We start from the raw sequence: 25,699 nt of genomic DNA on the forward strand, positions 1-25,699 counted from the left end.
TGGATCGACGCTAGGCGAAAGATCGGATGTGTGCCGCAAAATCCGCCAATTCGGCATCATCCGCCCGATCCGAATCGTGCGACGAGATATACCCTTCATAGGCCTCAAAGAACTTATTCACCTTCGAGCTCAGCGGTTTGAACGTGCTGTCCTGCCCCGTCCCATGCATGGGAAACAGCTTCGCATGCAGGTGATCCACCCCATAACCTTCAAGGATCATCCCCGTGCGCGCCACATCGGGAAACGCCCGGTCAATCTGCAGCGCCGTTTTCTTCGCCGCCACAACCAGACCTGCCAGCACTTCATCCGACTGCGCAAACGCATAACTGCCGTAATGCTGTTTGGGGATCACCACGCTGAAGCCTGGGGTGTTGGGGAAAATAGACAGGAAGGCCATGTGGTGTTCGTCTTCCCACAGAATGTGGGCCGGGGAGGTTTTTCGGACAATGCTGCAGAAAATACAATCCATTTGAATCACCGTCAGTTTCATCATGGGTTGGGTTGTGGCGACTATCTAAAAGCGCGCGTCGGCCGGCGTCAAAAAAACCGTAGAAACGAGAACTTTCCGACATCTTTTTAGGGTTGCCCCTCGGAAGATGCATCACTAATCTTCGGCGGTCGCTGCAAATTCAGCGGCCGGGTTTCGCAGCCCGGTTAAACTCCAGACGCACAGCGTCCACCTCAAGATAGCGGGCGCTTTTTTATGCCTGATGTTATGGCGGCTGTGCGCGGGATACCTTCGGGTATGCCGGGTGCCTAGAGTCCCGGTCTGCGAACCTGCGTACAGCAGCCACCCTAAAATCGTTTCGCAGCGACGGATGTCGGCTCCAACACTCTAGGAGCTTCGCCATGATTAAAGACAGTCCAAATCCGCCGTCGGATTCAACCGCGTTTCACACCGCCGCTCATCAAGAAATTAATCACTACCTGAACCCACCTGAGAAACCGGAGCCCTTTGCTCAGGAGCAGGGTTTGTTTACCGTACGTGAAGGATTAGACGTCGAGACGCTGCTGGTCAACGCGTCGGAGGATCTTGCGTCGGTTCAAGCGCTGGCAAGCCATTTGGCTTTTGAGATCGACGGTATTCCCCGCAGCGTGGCTTTGGGAATCTGCCGGATGCCGGAGGGAATTCAACTACTGGTGGATAGCGTCGTAGCTCAAAATGAGACAGTGAATCAAAGATAAAAATGGCAGATCTGTTCATTGCCAAATAGATTGATCGTTCCCACGTGCGGCAAAGGAATGCCGCCAGGGACGCTCCGCGCACGGGTAATGTGTTTGACAGAAAGCGGCGTCGGCATCCGCCAGGCAACCCAGGGTGTTTTTTGGCAACGCTCGGTTATTACACGCAGACATTAAACTAACATTGGCGCTCCTGCTCGGCGTCACACGCTGAACGTCGTCATGTCCAATCGCACAAAAAAGGAATTCAGCCCCCATGGATATCAAATGCTCTGTCTTTATCGCAGCAAGCATCGACGGCTTTATCGCCAGACCCGATGGCGATATCGAGTGGCTTCACCAGCCGGAATATGAATGCGTAGCGTTGAACGGCATGACTTATGAGAGCTTTATCGCCACGGTTGATGCGCTGGTGATGGGCCGAAAAACTCTGGAAAAAATCTTGTCCTTTCCGGAGTGGCCTTACGAGGACACGCCGGTCATAGCACTCTCACACCAGTCGCTGGAGATACCAGCGCACTTGGAGGATAAGGTCGAGGTGCTGGCAGCAGACGTGACCACTCTCGTAGCGCGGTTAGCCGAGCGCGGCATGAAGCATCTCTATATCGACGGCGGCCAAACGATCCAGGCGTTTCTTGAAGCAGGCCTGATCAGTGAGCTGATCATCACCCGCATCCCGGTTCTGCTGGGACAGGGCATTCCGCTGTTCAGCCAGGTTGGCAGTCAGCATGAGCTTCGCCATGTCAGTACGTACGTGTCGGACAATGGGTTTGTTCAGAGTAGGTATGAGGTTGGTTAAACTCTAGACGCACAGCGTCCACCTCAAGATGGCGGGCGCCTTTTTATGGTGCGCCAGGCATGGCGCGTTGCGCGCAAGCGCAACCAGTTTTTATCGTTCCCACGCTCTGCGTGGGAATGCCGACTGGGACGCTCCGCGTCCCGCCAGACGCCCCATGGTTCAGGTCCTGCGCACTTGTGACGTTGAGCGTCACGGGATGCAAAACGCCCCGAACCAGTCGGGGCGTTTTTCGTTCAGCGTTTACCAATCAAGCCTGATCAGCCAACCGCCACGTCGTCCCACCCTTCCCGTCTTCCAACACCACACCCATCGCGGTCAGTTGGTCACGAACCCGGTCGGACTCCGCCCAGTCTTTGTTAGCCCGAGCCGTCAAGCGCGCTTGAATCAAAGCACCAACCTCAGCCGCATCCACTCGCCCTTCAGCGCCGGCTTGCAGGAAGTCATCGGCTTCCATCTGTAGCACGCCCAGCACGCTGGCCAGCTCTTTCAGGCGAGCAGCCAGACCCGCCGCCGCATTGAGATCACTCTCACGCAACCGGTTGATCTCACGCACCATCTCGAACAGCACCGCACAGGCTTCGGGGGTACCGAAGTCGTCGTTCATCACCTGGGTGAAGCGCTCAACGAACGCTTCGCCGCCGGCGGGCGCCACGCAGGGCAGGCCTTTCAACGCGTGGTAGAAGCGCTCCAGGGCGCCTTTGGCGTCCTTGAGGTTGTCTTCCGAGTAGTTGATGGCGCTGCGGTAGTGGCTCGACACCAACAGGTAACGCACCACTTCCGGGTGGTACTTTTCCAGCACGTCGCGAATGGTGAAGAAGTTGTTCAAGGACTTGGACATCTTCTCGCCATTGATGCGGATCATGCCGCAGTGCATCCAGGCGTTGGCGTAGGTCTTGCCGGTGGCGGCTTCGCTTTGGGCGATTTCGTTTTCGTGGTGCGGGAACTCGAGGTCACTGCCGCCGCCATGAATATCGAAGGTGTCACCCAGGCAGCAGGTGGACATCACCGAGCATTCGATGTGCCAGCCCGGACGCCCGGCGCCCCAAGGGGACTCCCAGCTTGGTTCGCCCGGCTTGGTGCCTTTCCACAGCACGAAGTCGAGCGGGTCTTGCTTGGCTTCGTCGACTTCGATCCGCGCGCCGATGCGCAGGTCTTCGATTTTCTTGCGCGACAGCTTGCCATAGCCCATGAACTTGGCGACGCGGTAGTACACGTCGCCATTGCCTGGAGCGTAGGCGTAACCCTTGTCAATCAGGGTCTGGATCATGGTCAGCATGCCAGGGATATGGTCCGTGGCGCGTGGCTCCATGTCCGGCTTGAGGATGTTGAGGCGAGCCTCGTCCTCGTGCATGGCCGCGATCATGCGCTCGGTCAGCACGTCGAACGACTCGCCGTTTTCGTTGGCGCGATTGATGATCTTGTCGTCGATGTCGGTGATGTTGCGCACATACGTCAGGTCATAACCGCTGAAACGCAACCAGCGGGTCGCCAGGTCGAAGGCAACCATGCTGCGGCCGTGGCCGATGTGGCAGTAGTCGTACACGGTCATGCCGCACACGTACATGCGCACCTTGTTGCCATCCAGCGGCTTGAAGACTTCTTTGGTCTTGCTGAGTGTGTTGTAGATCGTTAGCACGACATTTCCTTCTCTCTAGGCAAAGCCGGTCAGGCCTGCCTTAATCACTGGCCCCACGAATCACGCAAGGTCACGGTACGGTTGAATACCGGCTGACCTGGTTTCGAGTCCTTGATATCCGCGCAGAAGTAACCTTCGCGCTCGAACTGGAAACGGTCTTCCGGCTGTGCGTTGCCAAGCGATGGCTCGGCACGACAACCAGTGAGTACTTGCAGGGAGTCAGGGTTGATGTTGTCGAGGAAACTCGCGCTGTCTTCGGCCTTCTCAGGGTTGGCCGAACGGAACAGGCGATCGTACAGACGCACTTCGCACTCGATGCTGGCGGCGGCCGGCACCCAGTGGATCACACCCTTGACCTTGCGGCCTTCAGGGTTCTTGCCCAGGGTTTCCTGGTCGTAGGAGCAACGCAGTTCGACGATGTTGCCATCGGCGTCCTTGATCGCTTCGTCGGCACGGATCACGTAACTGCCGCGCAGGCGCACTTCGCCGTTGGGTTCCAGGCGCTTGTAACCTTTTGGCGGCTCTTCCATGAAGTCGTCACGGTCGATGTAGATTTCACGGGCAAACGGCAATGCACGCACGCCCATGCCTTCGTTCTGCGGATGACGCGGCAGTTCGAGATGGTCGACCTTGTCTTCCGGGTAGTTGGTGATCACGACTTTCAACGGACGCAGCACGCACATGGCGCGCGGAGCGTTCTGATCCAGGTCCTGGCGGATGCTGAATTCGAGCATGCCGAAGTCGACCACACCGTCGGAACGGTTGGTGCCGACCATGTCGCAGAAGTTGCGGATCGACGCAGGGGTGTAGCCACGGCGACGGAAGCCCGACAGCGTCGACATGCGCGGGTCATCCCAGCCATGCACGTGTTTTTCATCGACCAGTTGCTTGAGCTTGCGCTTGCTGGTGATGGTGTAGTTCAGGTTCAGGCGGCTGAATTCGTACTGACGCGGGTGCGCCGGTACCGGCAGGCTGTCGAGGAACCATTCGTACAGCGGACGGTGGCTTTCGAACTCCAGGGTGCAGATGGAGTGCGTGATGCCTTCGATGGCGTCCGACTGCCCGTGGGTGAAGTCGTAGTTCGGGTAGATGCACCACTTGTCACCGGTCTGGTGGTGGTGGGCATGACGGATGCGGTACATGATCGGGTCGCGCAGGTTCATGTTCGGCGAGGCCATGTCGATCCTGGCACGCAGCACGCGCTCACCGTCCTTGAACTCACCGGCTTTCATGCGGGCGAACCAGTCGAGGTTTTCTTCAACCGAACGGTCACGGAACGGGCTGTTCTTGCCCGGCTCGGTCAGCGTGCCACGGTACTCCTTGGCTTGTTCCGGGCTCAGGTCGTCGACGTAGGCCTTGCCGGCCTTGATCAGCTCGACGGCCCAGTCGAACAACTGGTCGAAATACTTCGAGGCGTAGCGCACTTCACCGGACCATTCGAAGCCCAGCCACTTGATGTCGCTTTCGATAGCGTCGATGTATTCCTGGTCTTCCTTGGCCGGGTTGGTGTCGTCGAAACGCAGGTGCGTGACGCCACCAAACTCCTGGGCCAGGCCGAAGTTCACACAGATCGCCTTGGCGTGACCGATGTGCAGGTAACCGTTGGGCTCTGGCGGGAAGCGGGTGACGATCTGCGTGTGCTTGCCCGAATCCAGGTCCGCCTGGATGATCGGGCGCAGGAAATTGACCGGGACGGCAGGTCCGGCCTTGGAATTCGAGGTAGGGTCGACAGTGGGCTTGCTCATAGGATCCTTGAACAGACGAGTACGTGGCCGGGTCAGGCCAGATAAAACAAAGGGCTTATCATAGCCGAAGCTGTCAACCGCCTGACAGAGCACGGCCAAAAACTGCTGCTTTAATTGCCCCGGCGGTAAAAAACCACCTCGAAATTCCTGCCGAGCACGCTAAACTGCGCGCCTTGGCCGCTGTTTTAGCCAATTCGGTAAGGCGCCCAGGCGTCCAAACCCACGAATTCCCTGAAAAGAGTAGTGAACATGACTCAAGTCAAACTGACCACCAACCACGGTGACATCGTCATCGAGCTGAACGCCGAGAAAGCGCCGATCACCGTCGCCAACTTCATCGAATACGTTAAAGCCGGCCACTACGAAAACACCGTTTTCCACCGTGTCATCGGCAACTTCATGGTCCAGGGCGGCGGTTTCGAGCCTGGCATGAAAGAAAAGAAAGACAAGCGTCCAAGCATCCAGAACGAAGCGGACAACGGCCTTTCCAACGACAAGTACACCGTCGCCATGGCCCGTACCATGGAGCCGCATTCGGCCTCCGCGCAGTTCTTCATCAACGTGGCCGACAACGCCTTCCTGAACCACACCGGCAAGAACACCCAGGGCTGGGGCTACGCGGTGTTCGGTAAAGTCACCGCAGGCACTGACGTTGTCGACAAGATCAAAGGTGTTTCCACCACCAGCAAAGCCGGCCACCAGGACGTGCCAGCAGAAGACGTGATCGTCGAGAAAGCCGAGATCGTTGAGTGATATTGCTGATTTCAGATTTGCATCTGGAAGAGGAGCGCCCGGACATTACCCGGGCGTTTCTGGATTTACTCCACGGCCGCGCCCGTGGCGCCCAGGCGTTGTACATTCTGGGGGACTTCTTTGAAGCCTGGATTGGCGACGATGGGATGACGCCCTTCCAGCGTTCAATTGGCGAGGCTCTGCGCGAGCTGAGCGACAGCGGCACCCCGATTTTTATCATGCACGGCAATCGCGATTTCCTCATCGGCAAGGCGTTCTGCAAAGCCGCAGGCGCTACCTTGCTCAAGGACCCGAGTGTCGTGCAGTTTTATGGCGAGCCCGTGCTGTTGATGCACGGCGACAGCCTGTGTACCCGCGACATCGGCTATATGAAGCTGCGGCGTATCCTGCGTAACCCGGTTGTGCTGTTTATCCTGCGTCACTTGCCGTTGCGCACCCGCCACTCGCTGGCGCGCAAGCTGCGCAGCGAGAGCCGTGCGCAGACGCGCATGAAGGCCAACGACATTGTGGACGTCACACCCGAAGAAGTGCCGCGCGTGATGCAGCACTTCGGCGTGCGCACCCTGGTGCACGGCCATACGCACCGCCCGGCCATCCACAAGCTGCAGAGTGGCGATCAAGCCGCCAAGCGCATTGTGCTGGGGGATTGGGACAAGCAGGGTTGGGCGTTGCAGGTGGATGAGCAAGGGTTTCAGCTGGCGGCGTTTGACTTCGTCAACCCGCAGTTGGCGTTGCCTGGCGCCTGACCTCCCCTTTCAATAGCGCCACGGAGCATCATCGGGCCAGGCCCCTTCGCAGTATGGGAAGAGGTCGCCCGAGGTGGCGGTGGCCTTAGCCTTGTGCGTGCGTCATGGCACGCCCATCACGAGCACACCACTCCCGGTTATGGGCCCCGGGATAGGTAGGGAGCCAGCTCGCCGAACCAGAGAAAACGTCACATCGTCGCCCCCTACGCTGTTGGTAATGCGGGTCAGGAATGAACCGTTTACTCGAACTGCAGCCCCTGCACGCACCATGGCCGTACCCACGTCCGGGTTGCTCATTGTCAGCAGGTTCGTGTTGAACGAGGAAGGCGTGCCTTTGTAAGTAATGGTTATCGGCGTATTAATGCCGCCATCCGGGCATGAGTAGGTGAGTCGGCGGGGTTGGCTGACCGTCGATGTCAGCGGGTCGGTGCCTATTGCTCTCTGGTGTACGTTGCCGAAGTTTATCTCGATCGGGTTGTTATTGTTGATCGTGCAGGCTGATGGGGAGATGCTGAAGTTGTTGGCGGCGGTGTACGTGAGCGTGAGGTTCGCCGCACCAGAATCGTAATTATTTGTCTGGTCGAGTCGTAACACGCCCAGGGTATCCCCGATTCGAACATCGATAGGGTTCGTCGGATTGTTGCGGATTAAAATATAGGGTGTGACATCGACGGGAACCGCTGAGGCGTTATTGGGCATGGTCGAGATCCGAATACCATTCGGGACAGGGGTGTCTCGGTAGGTCCCGTGTATTCGTAAGCCGGTGCCTTGGTTGACGAATTTTGGGCCAGGGGTCCAGGCCGGGCCGACCCTCGTCCCGGTTGCCCAGTAGTCCGTCCACCAAGCCGGGGTATTGGGGTAGGGGGTGAACCGGCACTGTATGTTCGCCCCTTCGAGGATGATACGGGTACTGTCCGCGCCCACCCGCACGGTTACGGGGACTTGCAGGTTGGGTGTCCCGCCGACCCACGGTCCACCGTTTACACGGCAATCAGCTGCTCTCGCGGTCGTAGTAACACCCGCCAGGACAAGCAGCATACCGGCTATAGATAGTCGTTTCATTTTGATCTCTCGTTACTCCTCTACCCAGACACTGCCCAGCGAACATTCAGTCCGTGCTTTAAAGCCGTCTAGAAGAGACTTGAGGTTTGTATGGGGCTGTTTTCAGCCCATGAGTTACGGTTCACAGCGCTACGGATAGTCCAGCGTAAACGTAGAAGTCACCCTGTAAGCACCATGCCCAATGGTTTGATCGCGGATCGCATTCGGCTCACCCTGCACGTAGGCTTGGAGCTCAATCACGTTGTTGCCGTTAGTCAAAACCTGTTCGTCGCTAACGCTGTTCACGGGCAGTGGCTTATTACTCAGCGTCTCTAAACCGAGCCCAATACCAGAGGCACCACTTCCACCATCGAGCGCGAACAATCCCGGTAGCGCCCTGTTTTCTGCGCCACCGAAGGTGATGGTGACCGTGTTGCCAATCGTGGTGTCACACGCATCCAGGTGCAGCTTGAAACCCTTTCCCACTGAACGCGTGTTGATATAAAGGTGCTTGCTGGTTATGTCCCAGAGCTCCAGCGTGATTGCCTCGTCGCCAGGCCGGATAGTGCAGGCCTGTTCAACCAGATTGCCCTTGAAACGCAGGTTGTCCACCGCATGCCCCAGCGGGATCAGGCCGAAAGTCAGCAGTAACGTCAGCCAGGCACATGACCAGCCCTTATGCACAATTTCATGTCGCATCGACTCAGCTCCTACTCGTATTCGGCCAACAGTGTGGCCACCGCTGTAAACCTTGAGGGGGCCAGCACCGCACCTGGCCGTTTGACGGGTACCACTTCCAGTGTCGGCGGTGACGACAGGGTGATGTCCAGTGGCGTATTGAGTCGAAACGGCAGGCTATTTTGAAAAAGCCGAATGCCCAGTTCAGGCACACTGGTCTGCACCGCTGAAGGGTCAAAGGTCGTTGCGGTACCGTTCACGCTCAACTTCAGCAGCCACGGCAGCGTGGCGGCACTGCATCGAATGGTGTAGCCGACCCCTTTGCGATATTGCACCCCGTCGACCCGCTTTACCCCGACATCCCCGAAATCGACTTCGATCGTTTTTCCAGCATCAATCGTGCAGGGCGGAGGTTCGTTAAGCGTTCCGCTGAACGTCAGGTTGGCCGACGCACCGCTGCAAAGGCCGAGGGAACACAAGGCGAGTAACGCTCGCTGCGGCCAACTTTTCATTGATCGTTCCTTTCTATTAGCGCGCGTCATTGGTACTCGACCACGAGGGTGGCGGCGGCATTAAATGCCCCACCGGTCAGCGTGCTGCCCACACGTTTAACGGGCACCGCCTGCACGGTTGGAAAGCTTGGATGGGTAAACCTCACGGCTGTATTCAGAGGCCAGTCAGCCCCATTGACGAACAGCTTGACCCCAAGGTCGGTCTTGCCGGTCAAGAGCACGTTGCTGTCGAACGCAGCCGCTGTGCCCTTGAGTTCCAGCGTCATCGCATTGTTGAAGACCGGAGGATCACACCTGACGGTATAAGGCACCTCCCGACGATAACTGACGCCATCCACCCGTGACGTCAGCAGGTCGTTGCCAAATGGCACATTCAACGTACTCCCGCTGTTAATCACACACGGTGGAGGCGCGATGATGACCGCGCGGATAGTCAAATTGGTATCGGCCTGCACCGGTTGGCTGACCGCCCACAGCAGGCACGCAGCGGTAAAAATGGCACGCGAGCCGGTTAACCTAGCCATTACTCTGCCCTCACTCATAATTGAGCCTGAAATCCACCACGGCCCGAAATGCCCCGCTGGTCAAAGGCGCGGAGGTACGTGTGGGCTGAACGTTCCAGGTTTGCGTGCTGCCGCCCAAGGGCAAAAACAAAGGCTCGCCCCTTGAGCCCAGCTGTACATCCCGACCCAAGGCATCGGTCAAGCGCAGGCCCATCCCGGTGATGCCTTGCACTTTGACCAGCCGCGGGTCATCGGCATCGGCGGGCGCCATGAACGCTACCGACAGCACGGGTTGAAAAGCACTCCATGTCAGGTTCCCCGTACGTTCACTCGTGATGCTGCCTGCGGTGCGCCGGCAATCATTAAAACGCAGTTGAAATGCAACAGAGGTCGCCTGATCGCCAGGCCGTTGCAACTGGCCGGCGGATATGGCGCCCAGGTCAATCGTTTGATGAAGTGAACTCATCTCCAGACTGCAAGGGGTTTCGTGCATGGACCCGCTGATATTGAGCATCCCCACCATGCCCTCGACATCTTCTTCATCCGCAGCGTGCGCCCGCGCCATCAAGGCCAGTAACAAGCAGCCCAAGACCTTCGCTTTGTGCAACTTCATGACGTTCTCCGGCAACAGACACTACTCATTAGGCGGCGATGCCTGGGAATCCACTTTGCAAGTGTCGCCACTGCAGGTGAAGGCCAGGAGCGGACGCCCGCCGTAATCATTCACGTAGGCCAAATAGGGCGTTGCCCCGAGTGCCTTGGCCGTTGGCCCCAAGGTCAGCGTGCCTTTAGGCGCGACCATCAGAGGCTCGAAGCCCGCCACGGTTTTGCCGTCCTTTGTGCTGCGCGCGTCCACCAGGGTGACGTAGTAAGGCGTAGGGTTGTTCACCCGATAACGGTCGCCTTCGCGGGTAAGGGTCAACTTTTCCTGCCAGGGGTTGGAAAAGTCTTGCTGACTTGGCGTAATGGCTTGCGGTCGGTAGAACAATTTAATCCGGGTCTGCAGCGCGATTTGCAGGGTGTTGGCCTTATCGGTGCGCGGCGGAATTTCCCTCAAGTTGAAGTAGAAGACCGTCTCTCGGTCCTGCGGCAACAACTTGGCCGCCGGCAATGCCTGAACTTTCACCTGACTTTGCTTACCCGGTTCCAACCGTTGCACCGGCGGTAGCACGATCAAGGGCGTGGTTATTTTTTTGCCCTCTTCATCCTCAATCCAGCCTTGAGCCAAGTACGGTAACTGGGTGTTGTTATTGGTGATGTTCACGCTAGTGGCGTCTTTGCTTCCATCAAAAATCACTCGAGTACGATCCAGGCCGACAGCGGCGTAAGCGCTGTGGCTCAAACCCAGCGCGAGCAGCGCGAAGGCTTGGAGTGTGAGGCGTGTATTGAGCATCATGAGGCTATGTTCTCCATATCGTTACGCGTTCCGGTCACGCTGCCGGCGTGGGTAAAGCTTGCTCGGTGGCTACCGTCTGGCAGCGCAGTTGCAAGGCGTCGGTCAAGCCATCCACCGGCAAAATGACAGGCAGTGTGAGGATGCATCGCTCGTCGCCACCCCATCTGACGACCATTTGCTCGCCTGCCTGAATGCCACTCAGGTAGACGTTGCCGCCGTCGTTCACAATCCCGGTGTCCTGCTGCTTCATGTTCTTAACGGTCGCGCCGAAAGGGGGTGAGCTACCGTCCGGCAGGCGCAGAACGGCCATGGCCTTCTCTCCGGCAATCACTTCCAGCGTTCGATAACCAATGGCCCCTTCGGTGAGTGTCAGTTGCGTCACTGATTGCGTGGCTTCGACATTGCTCGGCAAGTTCTCCAGATCAACACTGGCCGCCGTACGCTGATAACTGCCGATATCAGAGATGACCGCCTTGCCAAAGGTATTGCTGCGGGTCGATGTGCCATAACCGCGCACCGGCACATCGGGCACACCGCTGGTATCGACCATCAGACGGGTACCGCCCGTGCCATTGATACGATGGAGTGCCGCACCGTGAGGCGTGAGCGTGCCACCGCCGCGAACAGACGCACTGAGGGTTCGGTTATTACCTTGTTGCGTACTGGCGCTAAGATCGATGTCAGCCTGGTCACCCATATGACTCAGATAGCCACTGGCGGACTTGTCGCTGGCACTGAGCTGGTAGTTATTACGCTCATCGAGTCGATCGCTGTAGCGTGTTGAAAAACTGTTATCGCCTGCGGCTCTATTGGCATCCAGCGACAGTGTGCCGGTGGGCCCCAGCGGTAAACTGACCGTCAGCGCCATGCCGTTATCCTTATATTGGTATTCCTGAGTGCGGTACATATTCAGGGACAGGCTCAAATTTTTGACGGTGCCCACCTTAAAGTAGCGCGACACCGATAAGTTCCAGCGCTGCGTGGCCGGCCGCTCCCAATACGTTTGTTTGTTGTAACTGGCATAGACGGTGGCGCCGAGATCACGAAACTGCTTATTCACCGTGACCGTATGAAGTGCCTTGCTGCCGCCGATAGGCTTCCAGTCCTCACTGTACTCACCGTCCTGATTGTAAAACCCCCGCCCACCGAGTTCACCGTTCATCCCGTAATGACGAGCATCCAGGTACTCACTCATACTCAGATAGTTCTTCTCGGAAAACCGGTAACCGGCGAACGTCACTTGGCTGTCGTAGCGTTCAAAGTTCTTAGAGTATTGCAGGCGATACGACTTACCCGAGAGTGTCTCATTCCATACGTTTGCATGAGACTGTGTCACATCCAGCGATATCGCCCCGAACGCCAATAAATCACGACCCGCGCCAACTGACAGCGCACGGTAGTTGTTATCGGTAATACCGCCCCCCAACAGCGACCAGCCATTACTGATGCCCCAGGAGAACTCGCCAGTGCCGAAAAAGTTGCCGTCAGCGTCGTACTGAAGATTGGACGGCCGCCCCATCGCCAGCTTGTAACGAACCTGCCCAGGGCGCGTCAGGTAGGGAACGCCTGCCGTATTGATCTGGAATTTGTGTACCGAACCGTCCTGCTCTTCCACTCGCACATCCAGCGTGCCGGACACGGCTTCACTCAGGTCTTGAATGCGAAAAGGCCCTGCCGCGACCAGCGTTTCATACAGCACTCGCCCCTGCTGGCTGACGATGACTTTTGCATTGGTTTTGGCAACCCCGACCACTTCCGGTGCGTAACCACGCAAGTTGGGTGGCAGCTGGCTTTCATCCGACTTGAGTGCGGCACCGGTAAAGCGAAAGCTGTCAAACAGGTCCGAATACAGGTAGTCCTCACCCACCACCAGGCGCGCTTGCAGTGCAGCAACTGCGCGATAAGCGTAGTAACGACTCCACTCCAGTGTTTGCCCTCTGGCCCCGCCGTCGCGATCCTTGTCGAGACGCCCCTGCCAATCAGCCCTCAGGCGCCAGGCCCCGGCATTGCCTCCGAGCGTTCCGTTACCGCTGAGGTTGTTACGCGTGCCGTCATTCTTTCGGTAGCTGGACTGCGCCGTCATGTTGTAGTCAATCAGCAGCCCTGGCACGCCCTCATCCCAACGCGAAGGCGGATCCCAGTTGATGGCGCTGTATTCCAAGTAGGCCTGGGGGAGGCTGATGTCCAGCGTGGCGGTCGCCAGATCTGCACTGACCTCCATGCCAGGCAAGCCTTGAATATCCAGGCACTGCCCGCCTTTCCACCAGGTGAGTTTGGCCGCTTCGGATGCCTTCAGGCCCAACTGCTCGACGAGCACCGGCGACAAACATGCCTGACTTCCCTTGGGGTCATTATCGGGTGGATAAAACGTCACCGAGTGTTCGGCAACCGCTTGGGTGTTTATCTGCACAACCATCGAGTAGGTGCCCGGCAGAATAAACCCACTGCGTGCAAACTGAGACAAGTCAATATTGGTGCGATCAGTCAAATCAAGAACATCAGTATTAAATTCGATATCCCCTGCACCCATTGCAGTGCCTGCCAGCGACATCAACCCGCCAAAGATGCTTGGGCGTAGCGTATTTTTGACCTGCGACGTATTCAACATGCAAGCAACCCATCAATGTTCAAAAATATTCCAACTTGAACTTCACTGCGACGCTGTGAGACCCAGCCGCCATCGGCAGCCCGTTGCCGACCAAGCGAAGCGTGTAGTGAAGTGTCATGTCACCTTCAGCCAACGGATACAGAGCCATCGGCACACCGGGAACGCTCTCCTGGCCCGCAGCGTCCGTAATATGCAGGGCAACCCCCTGTGAGCCGCCAAAGACCGCAAAGGAGCGCCCTTCTCTGTCTCTAGGGCCGTCAAACGTCACGCGCAGATGTTGCCAGTCAGGCAGATTTGCATCGGGACGCGACGGGTCGGGGCGGCTCAATGAGCAATTGACCAAACGCAACTGGAAGGGCTGTATGACTCCCCTCGCGTGTCGCAAAAGCCGGCCGATGGGCTCGGGCACCATCTCAATGGTTTGATCGCTGGTGGTCGCTTCCAGCCCGCAGGCTGAGTCGATGACCTGTCCTCCCAACGTGACGATTCCATCGCCTTGCGCAGGCGTCTGCGCGAAAACCCAAGGGCTGATGAACATCATCAATAAAGAGGCTGTAGCGAGATGTATGAATGTGTTCACCTGGATCTCCCGCCAGTTTGCCCCTGCCACCATCAGTGGCAGGGGCAAAACTTACTGATAAGCCAAGGTGAAATTAGCTACCGCGCTGAAGTTACCAGGGACGATCGGGGCCGTAGCCGTAACGGCGCCTTTTACGTAGGCACCAAATTGCAGGGTGTTATCACCAGCGGCAATAACCTGCGGGGTCGTAGCGGTACCCAATACGATGGGTTGACTGCCATGCGTCATCATGATGCCCACGCCACCCGCGCCACCGACAGTGCCCAACGCACCAGGAACAACGCTTGATGGCGCCCCCGTGAAGGTAGTCGTCACCGTTTTATCGGTGAGGCCAGTCAAATCGCAGCCTTCAAGTTCTATAAACACATTCCTGGACTCAGACCGACCCCCATCCATCAACTGATGCTTTGCGATCGCACCCAGGCTAACGGTCTGATCGACCGATTCAGGCTTAATAGAACAAGCACCCGAGTGCACCGACCCCAAAAACGTAACCGTGCCATCCGCCGCATGAGCAACGGACATCGAACCCACTAACAGCCCGACAGACAACAGCGCAGTTTTCATTTTAGTTTTCATTGCAGACACCCACCTAATAATTGTCATATCAGTTCATCGCTGAAACCGCGATGAATACCTGTTTTCAAAAAATGGGTTCTTAGCAGCGTTGGCAAACTTAATTTTTCCAACTATTTGCATTGCAAACTAGGAACCCGTTCGATGCCAGGCAAGTTTCCACTGCACGTCTTAATGAAGATGCCGTCTGATTCGTTTAATCGCGTAGCCTTGTCACACCAAGACACATAGGAGAATTATGGCAATTTGCCAAAACTATAAAAGTGACTGTAAGAAGTAGGCTACATGCAACTTAATGAGAATATTTCAATGACGCATAAGTCCGTAAGAATAGGATTACACGCACTTGAAAACAATAGGATTTATACGGGAAGTTCAACTTGCGAGTGAGCAGTAAGTGAAGGGCGTTGCCGAGGGATGAGCAGGAATTTCAGTTGGCGGCATTTGATTTCTCCCCGCGCCTTGTGAATCACACCTCTTGGTCGCCTGAGATGATCGTTCCACGCAGCAAAGGAGTGCATCCTGTGACGTTCCGCGTCACGACCTTCAAGAGCGGACGCAGAGCGTCCAGGGCGGCATTCCCACGCGGAGCGTGGGAACGATCAATCGTCGCACCGCCCTTCCCACATTTGGATATCAGTGGCCGGAAGCAGCCGGCCCGGCCTTGGCGGCAAATGGCGGCTTGGCCAGCCACACAATCACGATCAAGCCCATGAACATCCACCCCATCAACGTGAAGTAGTCCACGGTGGACATCATGTAAGCCTGGCTGGTGAGGATCTGGTCCAGCTGCGCATAGGCCTGGTGCCCTGCCCCGCCCAACGCATTCAGCGCATCGCGGGTGGCCGAGTCATAGGTCGTCATGTTCTCGCTCATGTACGCATGGTGCTGGTCCGCACGGCGAATCCAGATCCAGGTGGTCAGCGACGCCGCGAAGCTGCCGCCCAAGGTGCGCAGGAAGGTCGCAAGACCGGCGCCGTCGGCAATCTGGTGCGGTGGCAGGTCGGACATCAGGATGCTCAAGGTCGGCATAAAGAACAGCGCCACGCCGATGCCCATGAAAAGCTGCACCAGCGCGATGTGCTGGAAGTCCACCTCATTGGTGAAGCCCGCCCGCATAAAGCAACTCAAGCCAATCGCCAGGAACGCCAGGCCTGCCAGCAGGCGCAGGTCGAACTTGTGCGCGTACTTGCCGACAAAGGGCGACATCAGCACCGGCAGGATGCCGATCGGCGCAACCGCCAGGCCGGCCCAGGTGGCGGTGTAGCCCATCTGGGTTTGCAACCATTGCGGCAGGATCAGGTTGATGCCGAAGAAGCCCGCGTAGCCCAGCACCAACACAATCGTGCCGATGCGAAAGTTGCGGTGGGCGAACAGCCGCAGGTTGACCACCGGGTGTTTGTCGGTCATCTCCCAAATGATGAACACCGCAAGCGCAATCACCGAAATCGCCGCGCCGATGATGATGAAGTTGGATTCGAACCAGTCCAGGTCGTTGCCTTTGTCGAGAATGATCTGCAAGGCGCCGACCCCGACGATCAGGCTCAACAGGCCCACATAGTCCATCGGCTGGTAACTGGTGACCACCGGGCGTTTCTTCAGCTGCGAGCGCACCACCATGACCGCAAAGATGCCAATGGGCACGTTGATGAAGAAGATCCACGGCCAGCTGTAGCTGTCGGTGATCCAGCCGCCGAGGATCGGCCCGGCAATCGGCGCCACCACCGTGACCATCGCCAGCAGCGCCAGGGCCATGCCGCGCCTCGCTGGCGGGTAGACCGCGATCAGCAAGGTCTGGGTCATCGGGTACAGGGGCCCCGCCACCAGGCCTTGCAGCACGCGAAAGCCGATCAGTTCGGGCATCGAGGTGGAAATACCGCAGAGAAAAGAGGCCAGTACAAACAGGATAGTGGCCCACAAAAACAGCTTCACTTCGCCAAAGCGTCGGCTCAACCAGCCGGTCAGCGGCAAGGCGATGGCGTTGCTCACCGCAAACGAGGTGATCACCCAAGTGCCCTGCTCCGAACTCACGCCCAGGTTGCCGGAAATGGTCGGCAACGCCACGTTGGCGATGGTGGTGTCGAGCACCTGCATAAAGGTCGCCAGCGACAGGCCAATCGTGGCCATCAGCAAGCTGGGCGGCGTGAAGGAGGCGTTATTGCTCATCAGCGTTGCGCAGCCTTGGGAGCGGCGACGCTGTTGTCATGGATCAACTGCGTGATCATGGCGTCAGCCTCGGCCAATTGGCGGTCGTACACGTTGGTGGTGAACGAGGCTTTTTGCGGCGCCTGTTGCGCCAGCACCGGGCCGCTCTGGTCGTGCAGGTCCACATTGACCAACGTGCTCAAGCCCACCCGCAACGGGTTCTTGGCCAACTCGTCAGCGTTGATGTGGATGCGCACCGGTACCCGTTGCACGATCTTGATCCAGTTACCGGTGGCGTTCTGCGCCGGCAGCAATGCAAACGCGCTGCCGGTGCCGGCGCCGAGGCTGTCAACGGTGCCGCTGAATTTCACGTCGCTGCCGTAGATGTCAGTTTCGATATCGACCGGCTGGCCGATACGCATGTTGCGCAGTTGGGTCTCTTTGAAGTTGGCATCGATCCACAACTGGTTCAGCGGAATCACCGCCATCAACGCGGTGCCCGGCTGGACGCGCTGGCCCAGCTGCACGGTGCGCTTGGCGACGTAGCCGGTGACCGGTGCGATCAGGGTGCTGCGCGCATTGGTCAGGTAAGCCTGGCGCAGTTGCGCGGCGGCGGCTTGCACGTCGGGGTGGGAGCTGATCACGGTGTCATCCACCAGCGCGTTGGTGGTTTTCAGTTGTTGCTCAAGGTTGGTCAGCGCGTTCTTGGCCGAGGTCAGGCTGTCACGGGCGTGGGACAGTTCTTCAAGGGAGATCGCGCCGCCCTGGGCCAGGGTTTTGCGGCGGTTAAAGTTGTCCTGGGCGGTTTGCACTTCAGCTTTCTGTGCATTGACCTGGGCTTTCATGCCGTCGACGTTGCTGTACAAGCCGCGTACCTGGCGCACGGTGCGGGCCAGGTTGGCCTGGGCACTTTGCAGGCCGACTGCGGCGTCGTTGGGGTCGAAGTTGACCAGCACCTGGCCTTCGTGGACCAGGTCGCCATCGTCGGCGCCGATGCTCACCACGGTGCCGGTGACCAGCGGGGTGATTTCCACCACGTTGCCGTTCACGTAGGCGTCGTCGGTGCTTTCACTGAAGCGGCCGTAGAGTTCGTACCAGCCCCACACGCCGACGACGCAGAGGATGACGATCAGCGCCAGGCCGATCAGCATCACCTTGCGTTTGCGTGGGTTGTTGTCTTGGGGCTGTTCTGTTGCGTTAGTGTTTTCGGCAGTGGCCATGACAAATACCTCAAATTATTCCGTGCGTGTAGCTGGGGTGGTCGACGCCACGTTGTCGGCGCTGTAGCCGCCGCCCAGGGCCTGCATCAATTGAATCGACAGATCGATCTGCGCGGCATTCAGGGTCGCCAGCTGACGCTGGGCCTGCAGCAATTGCTGCTCGATGCTGAGCACATCCAGGTAGTTACCGATCCCGGAGCTGTAACGCTGCACCCCGGTGTTGTAGGACTGCTGCGCAATGTCCGCCGCGTGTTGCTGGGCCTGGATTTGCCGGCCGGTTTCGCGCAGTTGTGAAAGGGTGTTACCGATATCGCCCAAGGCTTGCACCAGGGTTTTGTTGTACTGGGCCACGGCCAGGTCGTAATCGGCGTCACGCGCATCGAGGTCGGCGCGCAAGCGGCCGCCGTCGAAGATCGGCAGCGAGATCGTCGGCGCAATGTTGAAGAAGCGGCTGGCCGACCCGAACATTGCGTCGCCCAGCAACGACTCGGCCCCGGCGCTCGCGCTCAGGTTGAGGTTGGGGTAGAAGTTGGCCTTGCCGGCGGCGATGTTCTTGCTCGCCGCCTCCACACGCCAACGCGCAGCGATCAGGTCCGGGCGACGGCCCAGCAACTCGGCAGGCAGCACCGAGGGCACGGCGACGACGCTGGGTTTGAGCACGTTGGGCCGGGCCAGTTCGCTGCCACGGTCCGGGCCCTTGCCGAGCAATACGGCAAGCGCGATTTTGGCGCTCTGCAGTTGTTTTTCCGCATCAATCAATTGCGACTGTGAGCTGGCTTCCAGGCTTTCGGTCTGCTGGTACTGGTACTGGCTGTCGATGCCCGAGTTAAGGCGGCGCTGGCTCAGGTCGAGCATCTGGCGGGTGCGCTTGAGGTCATCATTGGCCAGGTCACGCACAATATGCGCCTGGCCCAGGTCGCTGTAGGCCTTGGCTACGTCGGCGGCGAGCGTCAGGCGCGCGGCCTGCTGGTCGACTTCGGCGGCGCGGGCCTGGCCCAGCGCGGCTTCCCAGGCAGCGCGCTGGCCACCCCAGAGGTCGAAGGTGTAATTGAAGCTGGCGCCGATATTTCGCACGGTGGAATAGGCATCGCCCTGCCCCTGCGGGTCCTGATCCTTGGCCAGTCGTGAACGGCTCACGCCGGCACTGGCATCCAGGGTTGGCATGCGCGCGGCGTTGGCGGCATAGGCGGCCGCTTCGGCCTGGTGGGCACGCGCGCTGGCGACTTGCATGTCGGGGCTGTTTTGCAGGGCTTCCTGGATCAGGCCATCGAGTTGCGGGTCGCCGAGGCTTTTCCACCAGTCGGCAGTGGGCCATGCAGCGGTCGACAGGGTCACGCCGCTAAGGGATTTACCGGTTTGCAGGGTGTTGGCATCGAGGCGTTTGCCTTGGGTGTCGAGGCCGCTGAAGTTAGCGCAACCGGCCATGCTCATGGCCACCAGCACCAGGCAAAGGGCACGTGTGTTCATTCTTTACCTACCCGCTGCAGGGTGATGGGATCACCGGCAGCTATCAGAATTTTCTTGAGGATGTTTTCCAGGGTTTGCAACTCGCCCGGCTCCAAGGCGCCGGCCAGCTGGTTCAAGGCATCGGCGCCGATGTACGGCAGCATGTCCGCCAGGCGCTGGCCGTCCGGGGTCAGCACCAACTGCACCTGGCGACGGTCCAGCTCGGAACGCTTGCGGCTGAGCAGGTCTTTTTGCTCCAGGCGGTCGAGCATGCGGGTCATCGAGCCACTGTCCAGGGACAGGTTGCGGCACAGCTCCGCCGGGGTGTCGACGCCGAACTGCGCCATGATGATCAACACCTTGAACTGCGCGGCGGTGATGCCGTGGGGTTCCATGTGGGTGTCGATAATCTTGTCTTTAAGGATCGCCGCGCGGCCCAGCAACAGGCCGAGTTGGCAGTTGTGGAAGTTCTCCGGGGTGAAGTGCTTCATCGAAAGTCACCTTATTACTGCCTAGGCAGTGAATGTGTGACGAGATGTTACTGCTTAGGCAGCGAATGTCAAATGGAATAATTAGCTTGCTTGGTAATTTCACGAAAGGCGGATTGGAACACGAGCAAATGTGGGAGGGGGCTTGCTCCCGATAACGGTAGTGATCCACCGCTATCGGGAGCAAGCCCCCTCCCACATTTTTTATCGAGTAGGACTTAGAAGTCGCGTTTGTAGAAGATATCCAGGGAGCTGGCCACGCCACTGGCCACTTCCAGGTACACCTTTTTGCTCAGGAGGTAGCGCAAGGCGATGGTGTTGGCCGGCTCGAACACCCCTACCCCGTAGCGCAGGCTGAGCTTCTCGGTGATCTTGCCGCTGGCCACCACGGCGGTGGTATTGCCGCTGCCCTGGGTGTCGAGGTCGAAGTCCTGGATGCCCAACTTATTGGCAATGTCCGAGGTCACGCCGGCGCTGCCCATCAAGCCCAGGCCCAATGCTGCTTGGGCGAGCATGTTGTTGTCTTCGCCCGTGGTGCTCAGCGGACGCCCCAGCACCAGGTAGGACAGCGCCTGTTCCTGGCTCATGGCCGGCTCGGAGAAGATTTGCGTGGTGGGTTGCTCGGCGCTGCCGCTCAGGCGGATACCGGCGATGACGTCGTCGGTCTTGCGGATGGCTTCGATATCCAGGTAAGGCTGGTCGAGCGGCCCGGCGAACAGCAGGCGAGCTCGACGCACATCGAGCCTCTGCCCATACGCACGGTAGCGACCATCGTTGAGCCACAACTCACCGCGGGTATCCATGTTGTCGCCGATATGGACGTGGCCTTGCACCTTGGCGGTCAGGCCAAAGCCTGCGAAGTTGAGTGTGTCTTCGCCCACCACCACGTCGATATCCATGGCCATCGCCATCGGTGGCTTGCCCTCCTCGGTCTGGCTGCCGACGATGACCGTGTCATCCGAGACCTTGACGGTCGACGGTGGCAGTTCGCGCACGGTGATATCACCGCGCGGGATGTGCACCTTGCCGGCTATCGCCAGTTTGTCGTTCTTCAGGCTGATCTTCAGGTCGGGCGCCACTTCCAGCGCGGCGTAAGGTTCGACCGTGACCGGCAGCTGCGAGCCTTGCAGGCTGAGGTCGACCACCAGCGCCTGGCCCCAGTCGATCTGGCCCTTGAGGCTACCCTGCCCGGCCTTGCCACTGCGCCAGCCGCCGTTGAGTTGCACGCTTTCACCGGCGATCAGCGCCTGCACGTTCAAGTCTTCAAGGCTGATCGGCAGTTCCGGCCCGGAAATTTCGCCGCCCACCAGGTTCACGTTGCCATTGACCAGCGGCGCCAACAGCCCGCCGGAGATCCGGCCGCTGCCGTTGAGCTTGCCGTGAAGCTTTTCCACCATCGGCACAAACGGCCGCGCCACAGCAAGATCGAGGCCCGTAAGGCTGAAATTGCCGGTGATCGGCTTGTTTTTCGGCAGCGGGTTGATCTGCGCCTGCAACAGCAGCTCGCCGAGTTTGCCGCCACGGAAATTCAGCTGGGTGTCGATGCGCTTGGGGTTGAGGGTGGTTTCCAGCTTCAAGGTGTCGTAGGGGAAATCCAGCCACTGGCCCTTGTCCTTGACGCGCAAGGTGCCGCCGCTGGCATCCACCGAGACCACGCCTTTGGGGCCGCTGGCGGGCAGATCGAGCTGAATGTCGGCGTTGAGCTTGCCCTGCCAGGCGAAGTCTTTCGGCAAAAATGCCGCCAGGCTGTCGATGGGAAACTGCTTGAGGTGGTAGCGCAGCTTCGGTTCCGGCATCAGGCGCTGGTCTTCACCGCACAGGCTGGCAGGGCCGGAGACCCAGCAGTGCGCAGCAAAGGTCAGCTTGCCGTCGGCCAGGCGTTCGATTTTCGCCGGGGCTTGCAGCTTCCAGTCCTGGCCACCGGCTTGCACATCACCGCTGGCCAGGCGTCCGCGCCAGTTGCCTTTGTCGAGGTTGCCGTCCAGGGCCAGGGCCAACTTGACCAGCGGCCCTGCCAGATCGAGCTGAACCTTCTGGCTCTTGATATCGCCCTGGGCACTGGCAGTCAGGGTGCCGACCTGGGTGTCGCCGCTTTGAATGCCGCTGCCCTTGAGGTCGATCTTCGCGTGCTGGGCGTTATCCAACGTGGCGTCGAGGATGAGGTTTTGCAGGCGGTTATCGGCAAACGCGAGTTGCTGGCCCTTGAGGTCGAGCTTGCCTTGGGGGGCTTTCAAGGTGCCTGCCACGTCGAGCCGGCCATTGACCTGCCCGCGCAACTGCGGCCACAACTGAGCCAGGCGCGCCAGCTTGATATCGATCTGCCCGGCCAGCCGTTGCTGCAAGCTGCCGCTGCCGCTGATGCGGTTGTCGCCCAGGCGGATATCCAGGTTGGCGAGGGTCCATTGCTCACCCGCGCCTTCGGCCTTGGCGGTCAGCACCGCCGTTTGGCCGCGCAAACGGCCCTTGAAGTCGAGGTCGGCGTTCAGTTTGAGTTGTTGGTTTTTAAACTCGCCCTTGCTGCGCAGCGGTCCGGCCAGGGTGCCCGGCAACTCTGCGACCCAGTACGCGGGGTTCAGCGCCGACAGGTCCAGCGCGGTGTCCCAGGCGATGCCGTCGGCAAACTGCAGGGTCAGGTGGCCTTCGGCCTTGCCCTGGCCCGCAGTCAGTTTCAGTTCGGGCAGGAACACTTGCTTGAGGTCACCGCTGAACGGCGTGACCACATTAAATTTGCCGGCCGGGCCGTCGAGGTCAGCCTTGAGGTTGCCGAGGTAGTTGCCGTCCTTGTAGGAAATCTCGCCATTGAAGGTACGCAAGGCGACCTGAGGTTCGTCGATCACCGGGTAGAGGCGATGCCAGGGGAAGTCCAGCCAGTCGATTTTTGCGTCGGCGCTGAAGCCTTGTTGCCAGTCCAGGTTGGCGCTGAGCTTGAGGCTTTGTTTTTCACCGGCATTCAAGTCCAGGCCTGCGATCTGCGCGCCCTTGGCGTCGACCTTGCCTTGCAGCAGAAAGTCCACCGGTCCTTTCTCCGCCGGCAGTACGGCTTTGCCCACCAGTTGGTAACCGTTTTCCAGGTCGCCCTTGGCGGTGAGATCGAGTTGATTAAGTTGCAGGGTGTCAGGCAAATCGGCGCTGGGTTTAAACCCATCAGCGGTGATGTGCAATTGCGCGGGCAGGTTTTCCGCCAACGGTTGCAGCTCACCTTTGAGCTTGGCCGGCAAGTAACCGCTGCTGTCGGCATCAAGCTTGAGGGTCTTGAGCAGGTCGCCATCGATCTTGAGCGCGACCTTCCACGGCGCACCGCCAGGGGCATAGGGCAGGCTCACGTTACCGGTAGCGGTCAACGGCCAATCGCCAGTGGGCTGCAGCAGGCCGGCCAGGTCCAGCACCCAATCATCCCGTTGCAGGTGCACCGAGTCGATCTGCATGCCGGCGCCGGTCCAGTGCGCGGCCAGTTGCAGGCCCTTGAGTTCTTCGCTGCCGTTAAACAGCAGTCTACCGACGCGAACGTCGCCCAACTGCAGGGCAAGCGGCAACTTCAAATCCGGCAGCGTGATGGGGCCGCTGCTCGTCTCGGTGCTGGGTGGAAACTGCAGGCTGACTTGCTCCACATCCAACCGATCAATACACAGCGTCATGCGCAGCAGACACGCCGGCGACCAGTCAAACTTCGGCGCATTCAGCTCAACGCGGCTGCTGTCCTGTTGCCACAGCAGATGATCGGCACTCCATTGGCCGCCCAGACGACCCTGGAAATTTTCCACGCTCAAACCCGGCACCTGGCCCAAGGCCCAGCGGCTGCCCGCCTGGGTGCCCAGTACCGTCCACAGCGCCAGCAACACCAACGCGAGGATGGCGACTACGGCCAGCCCCGCTATTTTCAAACCACGCATCACAGCTCAGGCCCCATGGAAAAGTGCAAACGAACGCCGCCCGGATCTTCCAGGGCATGGGCCAGGTCGAGACGAATCGGCCCCACCGGCGAGACCCATCGCACCCCCACGCCGACACCGGTTTTCAGGCTTGGCATTTCAAGGGTGTTGAAGGAGTTGCCTTGGTCGATAAAGGTCGCGATCCGCCATTTCTCGGCAATCGAATATTGGTACTCGGCGCTCAGGGCCACCATGTAGCGGCCACCGATGCGGTCACCCCGGTCGTTTTCCGGTGACAGGGTCTGGTACTCGTAGCCCCGCACGCTCTGGTCGCCACCGGCGAAGAAGCGCAGTGAAGGCGGTACCGACTTGTAGCCATTGGTGGCGCTGCCGCCGAACTGCGCCCGCGCGAGGAAACGGTGGTTGTCCCACAGGGTGGTCAAACCTTTGACCGTGGCGGTGCCGTAAAGCAGGTTGGTGTCGGAACCGAGCCCTTCCTTGGCGACCTTGGCGTCGAACATCAGGCGGTAGCCATTGTGCGGGTCGATGCGGTTGTCGCTGCGCAGGTAGGAATAGTTGATCCCCGGCATCAGCAGGTTGCTGAGGCCCGAGTCATTGCCCAGGCTATATTCTTCGCGCTGCCATTTGAGGGAGATCACCCGGGTCCAGCCGCTTGGCAACTTGCTGTGCCATTCGGGGCCGAGGGTGAGCAGCTTGCTCAAGGTGTCGGTGTTGGCCAGTTCTTCATTTTGGTAGCCACCGGCGAAGCGCAGTTTGTCGGTGAGCGGTGGGTCGAGCGGAATGTCGTACCACAGGCCAACGTTCTGCCGCGGAGCCGACAATTCGGCCTCCCAGCCATAGCTGTGTCCCTGGGGGTTAACCCAGTGGCGGGTCCAATTGGCCTTGCCCCGTGGGCCGACGTCGGTCGAGTAACCGAGGCCCAGGCCCATGGTGCGCGGCTTGCGGGTTTCCAGTTGCACGGCCACCGGAATCACGTCATTGGTCGAGGCAGCCGGGGCGGCGTCCACACGCACGCCTTCGAAGAAGCCACTTGATTGCAGGTTCTGGTTGAGTTCGGCGATCAATTCGGAATCGTAAGGGGCGCCACTTTTAAACGGCACCATGCGTTGCAGCAAGTCGTCATCAAACGGCGTGTCGCCGGTAAAGCTGACCTTGCCCATGGTGTAGCGCGGGCCGCTGTCATAGATAAGTTCGATATCGGCCACGCCCGCCTGGGGGTCCACCGACAGTTTCTGGCTAATAAAGCGCCCGTTGAAAAAGCCGTAGCGCGAAGCCTGGTTCTGGATCAGACGCTTGGCGTCTTCGTAATGGCCGTGGTTGAGCACGGCGCCGGATTTGAGGTCGTCACTGGCGGGCACGCGAAATGCCTTGAGGCTCGCCGCCTGGCCGTCGACGCGAAGGGTCACGTTGCGCAAATGCACCGGTTCGCCGGGGTCGATGGTGATGACCAGGCGCGGGTTATTGCCACCCTTTACATCGCTGGTGATCTTAGGCTGATAGAAACCCAACGCCTGGGCCGCCTTGCGCGCCTGTTCTTCGGCGCCTCGGCTGAACCGCAGCAAGGCCTCTTCATCACGATCGCCTACCCCGCCGATATAGCCTTCGATGTTGGCTTTCAACGCGTCGTTTGATGGCTTGATCCGCACGTCCAATTCGCTTTGCGCCAAGGCGCCGCAGCTTGTGAACAGCAGAACCAAGCCGCTGGTAAATCTTCCTGGAAACTTCATAGGCGCGGATGCTACACGAGCTTGGGAG

General features: G+C 59.2%; 21 protein-coding genes and 1 pseudogene. 4 read left to right on the forward strand and 18 right to left on the reverse strand.

Annotated elements, in window-relative coordinates; genetic code table 11:
• Positions 1-10 precede the first annotated feature (10 nt).
• The gene (locus ACR52_RS20530; RefSeq protein WP_048729020.1) at positions 11-469 is read right to left on the reverse strand and encodes an HIT family protein; all 459 of its coding nucleotides are present in this window, start codon (positions 467-469) and stop codon (positions 11-13) included.
• A gap of 380 nt (positions 470-849) precedes the next feature.
• Here ACR52_RS20530 and ACR52_RS20535 point away from each other — a divergent pair, with 380 nt between their 5' ends.
• Both ACR52_RS20535 and ACR52_RS20540 read left to right on the forward strand, forming a co-directional pair.
• Positions 850-1,185, forward strand: a complete 336-nt coding sequence (locus tag ACR52_RS20535) for a DUF6124 family protein (RefSeq protein ID WP_048728716.1) — start codon at positions 850-852, stop codon at positions 1,183-1,185.
• A gap of 253 nt (positions 1,186-1,438) precedes the next feature.
• Complete coding sequence (locus ACR52_RS20540) at positions 1,439-1,981, forward strand: dihydrofolate reductase family protein (RefSeq protein WP_048728719.1); 543 nt, start codon at positions 1,439-1,441, stop codon at positions 1,979-1,981.
• A 247-nt stretch (positions 1,982-2,228) separates the two neighbouring features.
• Here the strand turns inward: ACR52_RS20540 and cysS are convergent, their stop codons facing one another.
• The gene (gene cysS, locus ACR52_RS20545; protein ID WP_048728721.1) at positions 2,229-3,617 is read right to left on the reverse strand and encodes a cysteine--tRNA ligase; all 1,389 of its coding nucleotides are present in this window, start codon (positions 3,615-3,617) and stop codon (positions 2,229-2,231) included.
• 44 nt (positions 3,618-3,661) lie between these two features.
• Entirely contained in the window at positions 3,662-5,362 is a 1,701-nt protein-coding gene (locus tag ACR52_RS20550; protein WP_048728724.1) for a glutamine--tRNA ligase/YqeY domain fusion protein, read from the reverse strand.
• Between the two features lie 249 nt (positions 5,363-5,611).
• Here ACR52_RS20550 and ACR52_RS20555 point away from each other — a divergent pair, with 249 nt between their 5' ends.
• Positions 5,612-6,115 carry a peptidylprolyl isomerase gene (locus tag ACR52_RS20555; RefSeq protein ID WP_048728728.1) on the forward strand — a complete coding sequence of 168 codons (504 nt, stop codon included), beginning with the start codon at positions 5,612-5,614 and terminating at the stop codon, positions 6,113-6,115.
• Positions 6,112-6,861, forward strand: coding sequence for a UDP-2,3-diacylglucosamine diphosphatase (gene lpxH / locus ACR52_RS20560; RefSeq protein WP_048728731.1), 750 nt, complete (start codon positions 6,112-6,114; stop codon positions 6,859-6,861). The genes ACR52_RS20555 and lpxH overlap by 4 nt, the downstream gene beginning before the upstream one ends.
• Before the next feature lie 102 nt (positions 6,862-6,963).
• Here the strand turns inward: lpxH and ACR52_RS20565 are convergent, their stop codons facing one another.
• From ACR52_RS20565 to ACR52_RS20635, 15 genes and pseudogenes are all read right to left on the reverse strand, one after another.
• Positions 6,964-7,923 (reverse strand): fimbrial protein, encoded by a 960-nt coding sequence (locus ACR52_RS20565; protein ID WP_048728736.1) that lies wholly within the window; start codon positions 7,921-7,923, stop codon positions 6,964-6,966.
• A gap of 129 nt (positions 7,924-8,052) precedes the next feature.
• On the reverse strand, positions 8,053-8,601 hold the full coding sequence (locus tag ACR52_RS20570) for a fimbrial protein (RefSeq protein ID WP_048728739.1): 549 nt from the start codon (positions 8,599-8,601) through the stop codon (positions 8,053-8,055).
• 11 nt (positions 8,602-8,612) lie between these two features.
• Positions 8,613-9,092 (reverse strand): fimbrial protein, encoded by a 480-nt coding sequence (locus ACR52_RS20575; RefSeq protein WP_048728741.1) that lies wholly within the window; start codon positions 9,090-9,092, stop codon positions 8,613-8,615.
• Between the two features lie 26 nt (positions 9,093-9,118).
• On the reverse strand, positions 9,119-9,616 hold the full coding sequence (locus ACR52_RS20580) for a fimbrial protein (RefSeq protein ID WP_048728745.1): 498 nt from the start codon (positions 9,614-9,616) through the stop codon (positions 9,119-9,121).
• 10 nt (positions 9,617-9,626) lie between these two features.
• Positions 9,627-10,208: a fimbrial protein gene (locus ACR52_RS20585; protein WP_048728748.1), complete on the reverse strand. Its 582-nt coding sequence runs from the start codon at positions 10,206-10,208 to the stop codon at positions 9,627-9,629.
• Between the two features lie 21 nt (positions 10,209-10,229).
• On the reverse strand, positions 10,230-10,991 hold the full coding sequence (locus ACR52_RS20590; protein ID WP_048728752.1) for a fimbria/pilus periplasmic chaperone: 762 nt from the start codon (positions 10,989-10,991) through the stop codon (positions 10,230-10,232).
• Positions 10,988-13,599 (reverse strand): annotated as a pseudogene (locus ACR52_RS20595) (outer membrane usher protein). The gene ACR52_RS20590 and the pseudogene ACR52_RS20595 overlap by 4 nt, the downstream one beginning before the upstream one ends.
• 19 nt (positions 13,600-13,618) lie before the next feature.
• Positions 13,619-14,179, reverse strand: a complete 561-nt coding sequence (locus ACR52_RS20600; RefSeq protein WP_048729021.1) for a fimbrial protein — start codon at positions 14,177-14,179, stop codon at positions 13,619-13,621.
• A gap of 51 nt (positions 14,180-14,230) precedes the next feature.
• Positions 14,231-14,746, reverse strand: a complete 516-nt coding sequence (locus ACR52_RS20605) for a fimbrial protein (RefSeq protein ID WP_048728756.1) — start codon at positions 14,744-14,746, stop codon at positions 14,231-14,233.
• A 645-nt stretch (positions 14,747-15,391) separates the two neighbouring features.
• A complete protein-coding gene (locus ACR52_RS20610) occupies positions 15,392-16,921 on the reverse strand; it encodes a DHA2 family efflux MFS transporter permease subunit (RefSeq protein WP_048728759.1) in 1,530 nt (509 codons plus the stop codon).
• Complete coding sequence (locus ACR52_RS20615; protein WP_048728762.1) at positions 16,921-18,120, reverse strand: efflux RND transporter periplasmic adaptor subunit; 1,200 nt, start codon at positions 18,118-18,120, stop codon at positions 16,921-16,923. The genes ACR52_RS20610 and ACR52_RS20615 overlap by 1 nt, the downstream gene beginning before the upstream one ends.
• Before the next feature lie 15 nt (positions 18,121-18,135).
• Positions 18,136-19,587, reverse strand: a complete 1,452-nt coding sequence (locus ACR52_RS20620) for an efflux transporter outer membrane subunit (RefSeq protein WP_048728765.1) — start codon at positions 19,585-19,587, stop codon at positions 18,136-18,138.
• Entirely contained in the window at positions 19,584-20,057 is a 474-nt protein-coding gene (locus ACR52_RS20625) for a MarR family winged helix-turn-helix transcriptional regulator (RefSeq protein ID WP_048728768.1), read from the reverse strand. The genes ACR52_RS20620 and ACR52_RS20625 overlap by 4 nt, the downstream gene beginning before the upstream one ends.
• A 215-nt stretch (positions 20,058-20,272) precedes the next feature.
• Positions 20,273-23,944, reverse strand: coding sequence for a translocation/assembly module TamB domain-containing protein (locus ACR52_RS20630; RefSeq protein ID WP_082143189.1), 3,672 nt, complete (start codon positions 23,942-23,944; stop codon positions 20,273-20,275).
• Positions 23,944-25,671, reverse strand: coding sequence for an autotransporter assembly complex protein TamA (locus tag ACR52_RS20635; RefSeq protein ID WP_048728776.1), 1,728 nt, complete (start codon positions 25,669-25,671; stop codon positions 23,944-23,946). Before ACR52_RS20635 ends, ACR52_RS20630 begins: the two co-directional genes overlap by 1 nt.
• Positions 25,672-25,699: the final 28 nt, after the last annotated feature.

It is taken from the genome of Pseudomonas fildesensis, assembly GCF_001050345.1.
GTDB classification, from domain to species: Bacteria; Pseudomonadota; Gammaproteobacteria; order Pseudomonadales; family Pseudomonadaceae; genus Aquipseudomonas; species Aquipseudomonas fildesensis.

Coding starts and splice junctions, on each gene's coding strand:
- ACR52_RS20530 (WP_048729020.1), bottom strand. CDS start 469: ATGGATTGTATTTTCTGCAGCATTGTCCGAAAAACCTCCCCGGCCCAC.
- ACR52_RS20535 (WP_048728716.1), top strand. CDS start 850: ATGATTAAAGACAGTCCAAATCCGCCGTCGGATTCAACCGCGTTTCAC.
- ACR52_RS20540 (WP_048728719.1), top strand. CDS start 1,439: ATGGATATCAAATGCTCTGTCTTTATCGCAGCAAGCATCGACGGCTTT.
- ACR52_RS20550 (WP_048728724.1), bottom strand. CDS start 5,362: ATGAGCAAGCCCACTGTCGACCCTACCTCGAATTCCAAGGCCGGACCT.
- ACR52_RS20555 (WP_048728728.1), top strand. CDS start 5,612: ATGACTCAAGTCAAACTGACCACCAACCACGGTGACATCGTCATCGAG.
- ACR52_RS20565 (WP_048728736.1), bottom strand. CDS start 7,923: ATGAAACGACTATCTATAGCCGGTATGCTGCTTGTCCTGGCGGGTGTT.
- ACR52_RS20570 (WP_048728739.1), bottom strand. CDS start 8,601: ATGCGACATGAAATTGTGCATAAGGGCTGGTCATGTGCCTGGCTGACG.
- ACR52_RS20575 (WP_048728741.1), bottom strand. CDS start 9,092: ATGAAAAGTTGGCCGCAGCGAGCGTTACTCGCCTTGTGTTCCCTCGGC.
- ACR52_RS20580 (WP_048728745.1), bottom strand. CDS start 9,616: ATGGCTAGGTTAACCGGCTCGCGTGCCATTTTTACCGCTGCGTGCCTG.
- ACR52_RS20585 (WP_048728748.1), bottom strand. CDS start 10,208: ATGAAGTTGCACAAAGCGAAGGTCTTGGGCTGCTTGTTACTGGCCTTG.
- ACR52_RS20590 (WP_048728752.1), bottom strand. CDS start 10,991: ATGATGCTCAATACACGCCTCACACTCCAAGCCTTCGCGCTGCTCGCG.
- ACR52_RS20605 (WP_048728756.1), bottom strand. CDS start 14,746: ATGAAAACTGCGCTGTTGTCTGTCGGGCTGTTAGTGGGTTCGATGTCC.
- ACR52_RS20610 (WP_048728759.1), bottom strand. CDS start 16,921: ATGAGCAATAACGCCTCCTTCACGCCGCCCAGCTTGCTGATGGCCACG.
- ACR52_RS20615 (WP_048728762.1), bottom strand. CDS start 18,120: ATGGCCACTGCCGAAAACACTAACGCAACAGAACAGCCCCAAGACAAC.
- ACR52_RS20620 (WP_048728765.1), bottom strand. CDS start 19,587: ATGAACACACGTGCCCTTTGCCTGGTGCTGGTGGCCATGAGCATGGCC.
- ACR52_RS20625 (WP_048728768.1), bottom strand. CDS start 20,057: ATGAAGCACTTCACCCCGGAGAACTTCCACAACTGCCAACTCGGCCTG.
- ACR52_RS20630 (WP_082143189.1), bottom strand. CDS start 23,944: ATGCGTGGTTTGAAAATAGCGGGGCTGGCCGTAGTCGCCATCCTCGCG.
- ACR52_RS20635 (WP_048728776.1), bottom strand. CDS start 25,671: ATGAAGTTTCCAGGAAGATTTACCAGCGGCTTGGTTCTGCTGTTCACA.